Origin of the sequence: Actinosynnema sp. NPDC059797, from assembly GCF_042732085.1 — a bacterium.
Lineage (GTDB): Bacteria > Actinomycetota > Actinomycetes > Mycobacteriales > Pseudonocardiaceae > Actinosynnema.
Map to the genome: position 1 here is coordinate 1 of NZ_JBHWIE010000195.1, position 13,999 is coordinate 13,999.

The 13,999-nt window shown below is 78.1% G+C and carries 1 protein-coding gene; it reads right to left on the minus strand.

The window, feature by feature from the left end; genetic code table 11:
* On the minus strand, nucleotides 1-13,999 hold a 13,999-nt coding region (locus ACFV4N_RS29975), incomplete at both ends, for a non-ribosomal peptide synthetase (protein WP_499675975.1).

Below are 13,999 nucleotides of genomic sequence, written 5' to 3' on the forward strand. Positions count from 1 at the left end.
CAGGCTTCACCTGGTCGTCGCCGCGCCGGACGTAGTGCAGCACCCCGTCCCGCAGGCACACCAGGTCACCGCTGCGGTACGCGCGCGAGCCGGGCGGGCCGCCGGGGTCGGCGACGAACCGCTCCGCGGTGAGACCGGGCAGCCCCAGGTAACCGCGGGCCAGCCCCGAGCCCGCGATGTACAGCTCGCCGACCACACCGGGCGGCACGGGCCGCAGCCGGGCGTCGAGGACCCGCAGCACGACACCGTCGAGCGGGACGCCGATCGGCACCGCGGTCGGGTGCGGGTCACCGGGCCGGAGCGCGTGCGAGCTGGCGAAGGTGGTGGTCTCGGTCGGTCCGTAGCCGTCGACGACGGTCAGGGCGGGGAAGCGGTCGCGCACCCGCCGCACCGCTTCGGCGGGGACCACGTCGCCCCCGGTCCACAGCTCGGCCACCCCCGCGAGGCAGTCCGGCTCCTCGTGGGCGACGAGCTGGAACACTGCGGCGGTGAGCCACAGCGCGGTCACCCGGTGCTCGGCGACGACCGCCCGCAGCGTGGCGACGTCCAGCTCGCCGGGCGGCGCCACGACGACCTCGCCACCCGACAGCAGCGGCACCCAGAGCTCGTACGTGGAGGCGTCGAAGGCCAGCGGCGAGTGCAGCAGGACCCTGCGGTGCGCCTCGCCGCGCCAGCGGCTGTCGGCTGCCAGTTCCAGGACCGCGCGGTGGGTGACCGCGACCCCCTTGGGCACACCGGTCGACCCCGAGGTCTGCATCACGTAGGCGAGGGCGTCCGGTCCGGCGGTGAGGTCGACGCGGGCGACCTCACGCGCGGTGTCGTCCGCGTCGACGGTGATCGCGGGCAACCCGAGGAGGTCCGCGACCCCCGCGTGGGCGTGGTCGACCACCACGGCCGCGGCCCCGGTCGCCCCCGCCGCGAACCGCACCGCCGCGGGCGGCGCGCCCTCGTGCACCGGGACGTAGGCGGCCCCCGCGGCCAGCACGCCGAGGAGCGCGACGACGGCCTCCGGTGAGCGGTCCACGGCCAGCAGCACCCGGTCCTCCACGCCGACGCCCGCGGCGCGCAGCGCGTGCGCCACGGCCGCGGCCCTGGCGGCCAGGTCGCCGTAGGTGACCACCCGCGACCCGGCTCGCAGCGCGACCCGACCCGGGTGGAGCCGGGCACCGGCGTGGAAGGCGGCCGGCAGCGAACGGGCCGCCTCGGCGCCGGGGCGGTGCGCGCCCGCCCAGGCCGCGAGCAGCTCGCGGTCCTCGTCCGTGCGCAGGTCCAGGTCGGTGACCGGGCGGTCGGGATCGGCGGTGGCGGCGGTGATCAGGCGGACCAGCCGCCCGGCCAGGGCGATGGCGGTGGCCCGGTCGAACAGGTCCGTGGCGTAGCGCAGCACCCCGTCGTACCCCGCGGGCCCCCCGCCCTCCCCCGACCTGCGGGCGAGGGCGAAGGCCAGGTCGAACACCGCGGTGCCGGCGCGCACGACCACGGGCGCCGCCGTGAGGCCCGGCACCTCGCCGAACGCGTCCGCGGTCGCGTGGTGCTCGCCGTCCTCCTCCACGGTCAGCACCACCTGGCACAGCGGGTGGCGGGCGGTGGACCGCTGCGGCGCCAGCAGGTCCACCAGGCGCTCGAACGGCACGTCCTGGTGGTCGTAGGCCTCCAGGTCGGTCGCGCGGACCCGGTCGAGCAACGCCCCGAACCCCGGGTCGCCCGACAGGTCGGCGCGCAGGACCAGGGTGTTGGCGAAGAGCCCCACCAGGTCCTCGACCACCGCCTCCGACCGGCCGGCCACCGGGACCGCGATCGCGACGTCGGTCCCCGCGCCGTGGCGGGAGAGCAGCACGGCGACGGCGGCGTGCACGACCATGAACGCGGTCACGCCGCGGGCGCGGGCCAAGGCCTCGACGCGGGCGTGCACCTCGGGGTCGAGCGTGAACCCGACCGTGTCGGCCCGGGGTGACCGCTCGGCGGCGCGGGACCGGTCCAGCGGCAGGGCGGTCTCCTCCGGCATGCCCGCCAGCCGTGCCCGCCAGTGCTCGACCTGCCGGGCCGACGGCGACGTCGGGTCGTCCTCCTCGCCCAGGAGGGCGGCCTCCCGGAGCGCGTGGTCGGCGTACTGCACGGGCAGCACCCCCCACGCCGGTGCGCCGCCGTCCCGCCGGGCGCGGTACGCCGTGACGAGGTCCCGGGAGAGCGGACCGAGGGACCAGCCGTCGACGGCGATGTGGTGCAGCACCAGCAGCAGCACGTTGTCCGCTTCGGACAGCCGGAGGAGCGTCGCCCGCAGCGGCAGGTCGCGCGCCAGGTCGAACGGGGCGAGCGCCTCCCGGGTCAGGTCGTGGTCGAGCCGTTCGGTCGTGGTGCCGAGCACGGTCAGCACGGGCGCGCCGGTCCCGGACACGAGCTGGTGCGGCCCTTCCGCGTCCTCGGGGAAGGTCGTGCGCAGCACCTCGTGCCTGGCGGCGACGTCGGCCAGTGCGGCGCGCAGGGCGGGCAGGTCGAGGGCGCCGGCCAGCCGGACGGCGACCGGCACGTGGTAGCTCGCGGCGGGCCCGCCGAACTGGTGCAGGAACCACATCCGCCGCTGGGCCGCGGACAGCGGGAGCCGTTCCGGGCGGGGGCCGGCGGACAGGGCGGGCCGGGCCCCGCCCGCGCCGACCAGGCGCGCGGTGAGCCCGGCGGGGGTGGGCGCGTCGAACAGGTCGCTCACCGACAGGTCGACGCGCAGGGTGGCGCGCACCCGGTTGACCAGGCGGGTCGCCAGCAGCGAGTGGCCGCCCAGCTCGAAGAAACCGCCGTGGGCCCCGACCTCGTCCAGGCCCAGCACCTCGGCGAACAGGCCGCACAGGATCCGCTCGCGCGGGTCCCGAGCCCCCCGGTCGGCGGGCGCGGCGGTGCGAGCGGGCGCGGGCAGCGCGGCGCGGTCCAGCTTGCCGTTGGCGGTGAGCGGCAGCGCGTCGAGCACCACCACGGCGGAAGGCACCATGTGCTCGGGCAGCGCGGCGGCCAGGTGCGCGCGCAGGTCGGCCGGGCGCGGCGCGGGTCCGCGCGGCACCGCGTAGGCGACCAGCCGGGGGTCGCCCGGCCGGTCCTCCCGGACCACGGCCGTCGCCGCGGCCACCTCCGGGTGGGCGCCCAGCACGGCGGCGACCTCGCCGGGTTCGACCCGGAAGCCCCGCAGCTGCACCTGGTCGTCGACGCGGCCGAGGTACTCCAGCTCGCCGTCGGCGGTCCAGCGGGCCAGGTCGCCGGTGCGGTACATGCGGGCGCCCGGCGACCCGTGCGGGTCCGCCACGAAGCGGTGGGCGGTGAGGTCCGGGCGGCCGAGGTAGCCGCGGGCGACCCCGGCCCCGGTCACGTACAGCTCGCCCGCCGTCCCCGGCGGCACCGGTTCGAGGGCGGGGCCGAGCACGGCGGTCCCCAGGTGCGGCAGGGGGCGGCCGACCAGGCTGGCCGGTCCGACGTCGGTCGGCGCGAGGTCCCGGGCGGTGACGTGGACGGTCGTCTCGGTGATCCCGTACATGTTGACCAGGCGGGCCGCCGTGCCGTGGGCCCGCCACCAGGTGGCGAGCCGGTCGAAGGCCAGTGCCTCGCCGCCGAAGACGACCAGCCTGACCGCGAGCCGGGCGCCGGCCCCCTCCTCGGCCGCGAACTGGTCGAAGGCGGACGGCGTCTGGCTCAGCACCGTCACGCCCTCCTCGGCGACGAGCCGCCGGAAGTCGCCGGGCGAGCGGCTCGTGCCGCGCGGCACGACGACGACCCTGCCGCCGGTGAGCAGCGCGCCCCAGATCTCCCACACCGAGAAGTCGAACGCGGCGGAGTGGAACCAGGTCCACACGTCGGTGTCGGTGAGGCCGAAGTCGTCGGCGGTGGCGCGGAGCAGGCGGACCACGTTGGCGTGCGGCACGACGACGCCCTTGGGCGTTCCGGTCGAGCCGGAGGTGAAGATCACGTAGGCGGGGTGGTCGGGGTGGGGCCGCACCAGCTCCCCCTCCGCCCCTCCCGGCTCGTCGACCAGCAGCGACGGCAGGCCCCCCGGCAGCAGCGGGCGGGAGGCCGCGTCCGTCACCACCAGGAGCGGGTCGGCCTGGTGGAGCACGGCCGCCAGCCGGGCGGGCGGGTGGTCCAGGTCGAGCGGCAGGTAGGCCGCGCCCGCCTTGAGCACCGCGAGCAGCGCCACCACCAGGTCGGCCGACCGGGGCAGGGCCACCGCCACCACGGCCTCCGGGCGGGCGCCGCGGGCCGCGAGCAGCCGGGCCAACCGGTCGGAGCGGCGGTCCAACTCGGCGTAGGACAGCCGCACGGCGCCGTCGGTGATCGCGGTGGCGTCGCCGCGGCGGGCGGCCAGCCGGGCGAACAGCTCGGGCAACACGTCGGGCTCGGCGATCCGCGAGGGCGGGGCGAGCAGGGCACGGCGCTCGGCCGCGGACAGCAGGTCCACGGCGCTGACGCGGCGGTGCGGATCGGCGACGGCGCCCCGCAGCAGCAGGAGGAATCGCTCCACCAGCCGCCGCGCCGAGCCGGGGTCGAACAGGTCGTGGGCGAACTCCAGTTCGCCGTCGACCCCGCCGCCGGGCCGTTCGGCCAGGGTGAGCACCAGGTCGAACTTCGCCGAGTCCGACCGGACCGGCTCGGCCGCCGCCGCGTGCCCGCCGAAGCGGGCCGGCGGGCCGACGTGCTCGGGGTCGTTGACGGTCAGCACCACCTGGCACAGGGGGTGGCGGGCGGTGGACCTCGGCGGGTTCAGCACCTCGACCAGCCGTTCGAAGGGCACGTCCTGGTGGGCGTAGGCGTCCAGGTCGGCCGCCCGCACGCGGGCCAGGAGGTCCGCGAACGTCGGGTCGCCGCCGGTGTCGACGCGCAGCACCAGGGTGTTGACGAAGAACCCGACGAGGTCTTCGACGGCGGGGTCCGCGCGCCCGGCCACCGGGGTCCCGATGGGGATGTCCGTGCCCGCGCCGACCCTGGTGAGCAGGGCGGCCAGGGCGGCGTGCGCGACCATGAACACCGTGGCGCCGTGGTCGCGGGCCAGCGCGCGCACCGCCTCGTGGTCCGCGCGGTCCAGGGAGAACGGGACGGCGCCGCCGCGGTGGGACGGGGTGGCGGGCCGCGGGCGGTCGGTGGGCAGCGGCAGCTCGGGCGGCAGCCCGGCCAGGACCGAGCGCCAGTGCGCGAGCTGGACCGCGATCGGGCTGTCCCGGTCGTCCTCGTCCCCGAGGCCGTCGAGCTGCCACAGGGTGTGGTCGGCGTACTGCACCGGCAGCGGCGCCCAGGCGGGGGACCGCCCGGCGAGGCGGGCGGTGTAGGCGGTGTCGAGGTCGCGCAGCAGGGGCCGCAGCGACCACCCGTCGGCGGCGGCGTGGTGGAGCACCAGCAGCATGACGTGGCCGCCGCCGCCCGCGTCGACGAGGGCGGCGCGCAGCGGGAGGTCCGCGGCCAGGTCGAACGGCCTGGCGACCAGGTCTGCGAGCAGGTCCCCGAGGTCGTCCGGGTCGCACCTGCGGACCGCGAGGTCCGGTCGGGCGTCGGCCAGCAGCCTCTGGTACGGCCCGTCGGCGTCGTGGTCGAGGACCGTGCGCAGCGCCTCGTGGCGGGTGGTCACGTCGGCGAGCGCGGCCTCCAGCGCGGCGGCGTCGAGCGGCCCCGACAGCCGCAGCGCGGCGGACAGGTGGTATGCGCCGCCCGCGTCGAGGCGGTCGAGGAACCACAGGCGCTGTTGCGCGGGCGAGGCGGGGACCCGGTCGGGGCGCGTCCGGCGGGTGATCGGGGTCCGTGCGGCCGACGCGCCGGGCAGGAACGCCGCCAGCGCCGCCGGTGTCGACGCGTCGAACAGCTGCCGCACGCCCAGGTCGACCCCGAGCACGGTGCGCACCCGGCCGACCAGCCGGGTGGCGAGCAGCGAGTGGCCGCCCAGGGAGAAGAACCCGTCGTCCGGGCCGACGGCGGGCACCCCGAGCACCTCCGCGAACAGGTCGCAGAGCGCCGCCTCGCCGGGGGTGCGCGGTGCCCTGCCCGTCGGGACGTGGTCGGCCGGGGGCGGCAGCGCGGCGGTGTCGAGCTTGCCGTTCGGCGTGACCGGGAACCCGGCCACGTCGACCACCGCCGCGGGGACGAGGTGGGCGGGCAGCGTCGCCGCCAGCGCGCCGCGCGGGTCCCCGACCGCGTCGGTGTCGCGCACGACGTACCCCACCAACGAGGGCGCGCCGGCGAGGTCCGGGCGCACCACCACGACGGCCCGCCGGACACCGGGCAGCGCGGCGAGCGCGGCTTCGACCTCGGCGGGCTCCACCCTGGCGCCGCGGACCTTGACCTGGCGGTCGGCGCGGCCGAGGTAGCGCAGCGCGCCGTCGTGGCCGACCCGGACCACGTCGCCGGTGCGGTACATGCGGGCGCCGGGAGGTCCGTCGGGGCAGGCGACGAAGCGCTGCGCGGTCAGGTCCGGGCGGCGCGAGTAGCCGCGGGCCAGGCCCGCGCCCGACACGTACAGCTCACCCGCGGCGCCACGCGGCACCGGGCGCAGCCAGGCGTCGAGGACCCGCACGCCGACGCCGTCGATCGCTTCGCCCAGCGGCGGGACGACCGCGCCGCGCAGCGGCTCGCTCATGGTGGCGCACACGGTGGCCTCGGCGGGCCCGTACGCGTTGACCACCACGTGGTCGGCCGACCACCGCTCGACCAGCGCCGCCGGGCACTCCTCCCCCGCGACCACGAGCACGACCCCGGCGGGCACCTCGTCCTCGGACACGGCGGCGAGCACCGACGGGGTCAGCGTGACGTGGGTGACGGCGAACCCGGCCAGCGCGCGGGCCAGCGGCGCGCCGGGCGCCACCCGGTCCCGGTCGAGGAACACCGCGGCGGCCCCGGTCGCCAGGGCGGTCCACAGTTCGGCCACCGCCGCGTCGAAACCGGGCGACGCCACCTGGAGCACCCGCGACGACGGCCCGATCCCGAGGCGGTCGGCCTGTGCCAGCGCCAGGTTCGGGACGCCCCGGTGCGGGACCACCACGCCCTTGGGCGCGCCGGTGGACCCGGAGGTGAGGATGACGTAGGCCGCCGCGTCCGGCCGGACCGCCACGTCGGGGCCGCGGTCGCGGCGCCCCGCGCGCTCGGCGCCGTCGAGCAGCACGAGCCGGTCGTGCGGCAGCCCGGCCGCGAGTTCGGCGGTGCCGAGCACGAGCGCCGGCTGGGCGTCGGCGAGCACCTGGAGGACGCGCGCGGTGGGGTGGTCGGGGTCGACGGGCAGGTAGGCGGCACCCGCTTTGAGGACCGCCAGCACCGCGACGGGGAACAGCTCGCCGCGCGGGAGGACGAGCGCGACGACGTCCTCCGCGTCCACGCCCCGCCCCACCAGTTCCGCCGCCAGGTGGTTGGCGCGCCCGTCGAGGTCCGCGTAGGAGAGGACGCCCGAGTCGGAGAACACCGCCGGGGCGTGGGGCGCGGCGGCCACCCGTGCCGCGAACAGGTCGAGCACGGTGCCACCGGCGCGCGGCGGGGTCGACGCGGAGGGCTCCTGCGGGAGCACGAGTTCGGAGGGCCGGACGCGCTCCCGCCCGGCGATCGCGCGCAGGGCCCGCAGCAACAGCCCGGCCACGGCGCGGGCCCGCTCGTCGTCGACGGCGTCCGGCCGGGCGTCGAGGCGGAACTCCAGCCGGGGGCCTGGAGTGACCGCGAGGCCCAGCGCGTGGTGCGTCGCGTCGTGCCCACCGACCGCCTCGATCCGCAACCCGGCGGCCGCGGCGGGTCCCTCGGCGTCAACCGGGTAGTTCTCGAACACCACGGACGTGTCGAACAGCTCCCCGAGGCCCGCGGCCCGCTGGATCCCGGCGGTGCCCAGGTGGTGGTGGTCCAGCAGCGCGGCCTGGTCGCGGTGCGCCTCGGCGAGCAGGTCGGCGGCGCGGGCACCGGGGCGCAGCCGGAACCTCACCGGCACGGTCTCGACGAACAGGCCGATCATGTCCCGCACGCCGGGCACGTCGGCGGGCCTGCCGGACACGACGGCGCCGAACAAGACGTCGGTTCTGCCGGTCAGCGCGCCGAGCACCAGCGCCCAGGCGAGCTGGACCGCGGTGCTGACGGTGACGCCCTCGGCGCGCGCAAGCTCGGTCAGCGCGGCGGTCGTCGCCGCGTCGAGCGCGAACCGCAGGGGTCGGGGCGGTGCGGCGGCGACCACGCCCGGCTCGCCGACGAGGGTCGGCCCGTCGAGGTCCGCGAGCGCGTCCCGCCACGCGGCGGCGGCTGCCTCGGCGTCCTGCTCGGCCCGCCACCGCAGGTAGGCCCGGTAGGGCGGCGCGGGGTCGGGTTCCCGCCCGGCGCACGCGGCGAGCAGCGCCCGCACGACGAGCGCCGTGGACCAGCCGTCGAGCACGGCGTGGTGGGCGGTGAGCACGAGCCGGTGCCGGTCGACGCCCGACCTGAGCAGGGCGCCTCGCAACAGCGGCGGGTCGGCCAGGTCGAACGGCGCGCCGCGCTCCTCCTCGGTCACCGCCTCCACGGCGCGTGCGCGGTCGGGTTCGGGCGTGGCGGTCAGGTCGACCACCCGCCACCTCGCCCCCACCGCCGCCGGCACGGCCGCCACGGGCGTGGACAGGTCGGCGTGCCGCAGGCCCGCCCGCAGGTTGGGGTGCTGGTCGAGCAGGCGGGCGAGCGCGGCGCCCGGCCGCTCGGCGTCCAGCTCCCCCACCAGGTCCAGGTGGACCTGGGTCGTGTAGACGTCGGCGTCGGCGCCCACGGACGCGCGGTGGAACAGCAGCCCTTCCTGCATCGGGGTCAGGGGCAGCACGTCCTGCGCGTCGGCGAGCCGGTCGACGTCGGCCTGGGTCAGCCGGACCAGCGGCAGGTCGGACGGGGTGCGCCCGCCCGCGCCGGGCAGCCGCACCAGGGCGGCGAGGCCGTCGAGCACCGCGTGGAACAGCCCGGACAGCTCGGCGACGTCGGGTTCGGTCACCAGCCGCGCGGCCCAGGTCCACGTGCTGTCCAGCTCGGGACCGTCCGGGCCGTCGAAGACCACCACGTCCAGGTCGATCTCGTGCGGGAGCGGCAGGTCCTCGTGCGCGCGTCCGCCGACGCCCGCCAACGCGGGCAGCACGTCCCAGTCCCGGCCGCCGTCGGCCGCCAGCCTGCCGAGGTAGTTCACGCCCAGCGGAGGTGTGCCCAGGGGAACGAGCGCCGCCCGTCCCTCGTCGTCGAGGTGGCGCAGCACGCCGTGGCCGACGCCCCGGCCCGGCACCGCGCGCAGCTGCTCCTTGACGCGCTTGAGCGCGCGGTCGAGCGCCCGCCCGCCCGCGAGGTCGCCGGCGCGCACCGGTCCGGCGTCCAGCCGCACCGGGTACAGCGAGGTCAACCAGCCGACGGTGCGGTCCAGGTCGCCGTCCTGCCTGCCGTGGCCCTCCACGTCGACCAGCACCGGGTCGGGGGTGCCGCGCCAGAGCCGCACCGCGACAGCGAACGCGGTGAGCAGCACCTCGTCGACGCCCGCGTGGAAAGCGCGGGTGACGTCCCCCAGCAGTGCGGTCGTGGTGGCGGTGGACAGGCGGTCGCGCCTGCGCCCGGCGGTGGCGTGCCGGTCCAGCGCGGGGTCGAGGCGCCGCGGGGGCGCGTCGCGGAGCGCGTCGACCCAGTGGGCCAGTTCCGCGCGGTGGGCGGCGGCCCCGGCGCACAGGTGCTCGGCCCACCGGCGCAGCTCCGTCCGGACCGGGGGCAGCGGTCCTCCCGGGCGGTCGACGGCGACGGCCAGGTCGGGCAGCAGGATGCGCCAGGACACCCCGTCCACGGCGTAGTGGTGGATCGCGAGCAGGAGGGCGCCGGGACGGGCGGGGCCGCGGTCGAAGTGGACCGCCGCGACCATCCGCCCCTCGGCCGGGCTCAGCGCGCGTCGCGCCCGGTCCGCCTGCTCCTCGACCACGTCGGCGAACGCGGCGCCGGTCAGGGCGGAGGTGTCCACGGCGACCGGGTCGGGGACGGGCACGCCCGGCGGGCGCACGCGCAGCCCCTCGGGTCCGCCCGCCAGGCGCAGCGCCTCGTGATGGTCGGACAGGCGCCGCACGGCGCCGGCCAGGTCGGCGGTCCGGACCCCGGCGGGCGCCCGGACGACCAGGACCTGGGCGAACCCGTCCACCGGGCCGCCGAGCGCCGACAGCCAGCGTTGCATGGGGAACGGGGTCAGCGGGCCGGACGGGGCCGGGGCGGGGCGCGGTGCGGGCTCCGCGGTCCTCGCCAGCGCGGCGAGCGCCTCGACCGTGCGCGCCTCGAAGACCTCGCGCGGGGTCAGCGCCAGCCCGGCGCCGCGAGCCAGGCCGACCAGTTGCAGGGACAGGATGCTGTCGCCGCCGAGCGCGAAGAAGCTGTCCTCGGCCGACACCCCCGGCACCCCGAGCACCTCGGAGAACAGGTCCGCGATCGCCGTCTCGACCGGCGTGGCGGGTGGCCGGCCCGACCGACCGGGCACGACGGGTGCGGGGAGCGCGCGTCGGTCGAGCTTGCCGTTCTGGGTGGTGGGCAGCGCGTCGAGCAGCACCACCGCCGTCGGCGCGGCGTGCTCGGGCAGCCGCGCGGCGGCGTGCGCGACCAGGTCGGCGGCTTCGGGGGCGGGCCCCGGGGCCGGCACGACGTACGCGACCAGGCGCGGGCTGCCCGGGTGGTCCTCGCGGACCACCACCGCGCAGGCCGCGACGGCGGGGTGCGCGGCGAGCACCGCCTGGGCCTCGCCCGGCTCGACGCGGACGCCGCGGATCTTGACCTGGTCGTCCGCGCGCCCGAGGAAGTCCAGTTCCCCGTCCGGGCGCAGGCGGGCGATGTCGCCGGTGCGGTAGAGCCGGGACCCGGGCGGGCCCGCCGGGTCGGCGACGAACCGCTGCGCGGTGAGCGCGGCGCGGCCGTGGTACCCCGTGGCCAGGCAGGCACCCGCCAGGTACAGCTCACCGGGCGTTCCGACGGGCACGGGGCGCAGGGCGGCGTCGAGGACGCGCGCGGTGGTGTTCCGGATGGGGCGCCCGATCGGCACCGGCCCGGTGTCGGCCGGGTCGCAGGCGTGCGCGGTGACGTCCACCGCGGCCTCGGTCGGACCGTAGAGGTTGTGCAGGGGCACGGGCAGCAGGGCGTACCACCGCGTGCGCAGGTCGGCGGTCAGCTCCTCACCGCTGCACACGACCCGGCGCAGGCCGGCGCAGTGCCGCGCGCCGGGCGCGTCGAGGAAGGCGCGCAGCATCGACGGCACGAAGTGCGCGGTCGTGATCCCCTCGGCGCGGATCAGCTCCGCCAGGTGGTCCGGGTCCCGGTGGCCGCCGGGCCTGGCCACGACGAGCAGGGCGCCCCGGACCAGCGGCCAGAAGAACTCCCAGACCGACACGTCGAAGCCCGCGGGCGTCTTCTGGAGGACCCGGTCGTCGGCCTCCAGCCCGTACTCGTCCTGCATCCACAGGAGCCGGTTGACGATGGCCGAGTGCGGGACGACCACGCCCTTCGGGCGGCCGGTCGACCCGGAGGTGTAGATCATGTAGGCCGGGTCCCCCGGCGCGGGGACGGGCAGGGTCACGCCCGGCGCCGGTTCGCCACCGCCCGGTTCGCCACCGCCCGGTTCGACCACCGGCGCGGGCACCGGCGGCAGGCCGACCGCCGGCGTCGTGACCACCACGGCGGGCCGGGCGTCGTCGAGCAGGAGTGCCACGCGCTCGGCCGGGAGTTCCGGGTCGACCGGCACGTAGGCGGCGCCGGCCTTGAGCACGCCGACGAGGGCGACCACGAGGTCCAGCCCGCGCGGCAGCGCCACGGCGACGAACCGGCCGGGCCCGCCGCCCGCCGCGACCACCCGGGCCGCGACGGCCGAGGCGCGGTCGTGCAGCTCGCGGTAGGTGAGGGTGGTGCCCGCGGAGCGGACCGCGGGTGCGTCCGGTGTCCGGGCGCACTGGTCGTCCAGGAGCGCGGCGAGCGTCGTCGGCGGGAGGGGCGCGGTCGGGCCTTCCAGCGCAGCGAGGCGCCGCCTGTCCTCGGGGGCGAGGAGGTCGCCGCCGGCCAGCGGGCGGTCGGGCGCGGAGAGGACCAGGCGCAACGCCCGCAGCAGCAGGGCGGACAGTTCGCCGGCGCGCGCCGGCGGCACCAGGTCCGGACGGTGGTCGAGGCGGAACGAGATCGCCGTGCCGGGCACGACGACCAGGGCCACCGGGTAGTGCGTGGCGTCGTGCCCGCCCACACCGGTGATCGCCAGGCCCGAGGCGGCGGCCAGGTCGTCGAGCGCCCCCCGGTCGTACGGGTAGTTCTCGAACACGAGCACGGTGTCGAACAGGTCGCCGCCGGACAGGCGCTGGAGGTCGGCCAACCCGACGTGGGTGGCCGACGAGCGGTCCGCCTGCTGCCGCTGGAGGGTGGTGAGCAGGTCGGCGGCGGTGCGCGCCGGGTGCACGCGGACGGGGACCGGGACGGTGTTGGCGAGCAGGCCCACCACGTCCTCTACGCCGACCAGCTCCGGCGGCCGGCCCGCCACCGTGACCCCGAACGCCACGTCGACCCGGCCCAGCAGGTGCCCGAGCGCGAGCGCCCAGGCGCCCTGCACGACGGTGTTCACGGTGAACCCGCGGGCGCGGGCGAAGGCCGCCACCTCGGCGGACTCGGCCTCGGTCAGGCCGAAGCGGACGGCGCGGGGCGGCTCTGCGGACCGGGCCCCGGGCGCCGCCAGCAGCGCGGGTTCGCCGGCGGCGGCCAGCACCGGCCGCCACGCGGCGAGCGCGGCGGCGTGGTCGCGGGCGCCCAGCCAGCGCAGGTGGTCGGCGTGGGTCCGGGCGGGCGGCAGCACGCGGCCGGCGTAGGCGGCGAGCAGGTCCCGCAGCAGGACCGACAGCGACCAACCGTCCACGAGGAGGTGGTGCAGGGTGAGCAGCAGCCGGCACCGGTCGCCGTCGCCGCGCACCAGGGCGCAGCGGGCCAGCGGCGCGGTGTCCGCCGCGAACCCGGCGGCGCGCTCTCGCTCGGCGACCCGGTCGAACCCGGTGGAGTCGACCTCCCGCAGCGGGATCCGGGCGTCGCCGCGGATCACCTGCACGGGTTCGCCGCGCCCGTCGTGGCGGAACTCCGCCCGCAGGGCCGGGTGCCGGCGCGACAGCTCGTCCAGCGCGGAGCGCAGCCGGGCGGCGTCCACCGCGCCGTCGACGTCGACGTGGACCTGGATCGTGTAGACGTCGGCGCCCGCGCCCTCGTAGAGGTGGTGGAACAGCAACCCCTCCTGCAACGGCGTGAGGGGCAGGACGTCATCGACACCGGGTTCGGCCCGCAGCGCGGAGTCGTCCCGGCCGGCGGGCCCGGCGGTGGTCGGCGGCTCCTCGTCCGCGTCGGAGGCCGCCGACGCCAGGTCGGCGACGGTCGCGCGGTTGAACACGTCCCGCTCGGACAGGACCAGCCCGCGGTTCCGGGCGGCGGCGACCAGGCGCATGGCCAGGACGCTGTCGCCGCCCAGCGCGAAGAAGCCGTCGTCCACGCCCGCGTCCGGCACGCCCAGGACCTCCGCGACCAGGGCGAGCACCCGGGCCTCCCGCGGCGTGGCGGGTGCGCGGCCAGGACCGGGGGCGGGCAGGTCCGGCGCAGGCAGGGCCCGCCGGTCCAGCTTGCCGTTCGGCGTGGTGGGCAGGGTGTCGAGCACGACGAACGCGGAGGGCACCGCGTGGCCGGGCAGCCGGGCGGCGGCGTGGGCCGCCAGGTCCGCGGGCTCGGCGGCGCCGGTGGTGTAGGCGACGAGCCTGGGCACGCCGGGGGCGTCCTCGCGCACGACGACGGCCGCCGAGCCGACCGCAGGGTGCGCCCGCAGGACCGCCTCCACCTCGCCCGGCTCGATGCGGAAGCCGCGCAGCTTCACCTGGTCGTCGACCCGGCCGAGGAAGGCCAGCTCACCGGTCGGCAGCCACCGCACCCGGTCGCCCGTGCGGTACATCCGCCGCCCGGACCGGTCGAACGGGTCCGCGACGAACCGCGTCGACGTCAGCGCGCCGCGCGCCAGGTAGCCGCGGGTGACGCCGGCCCCGGC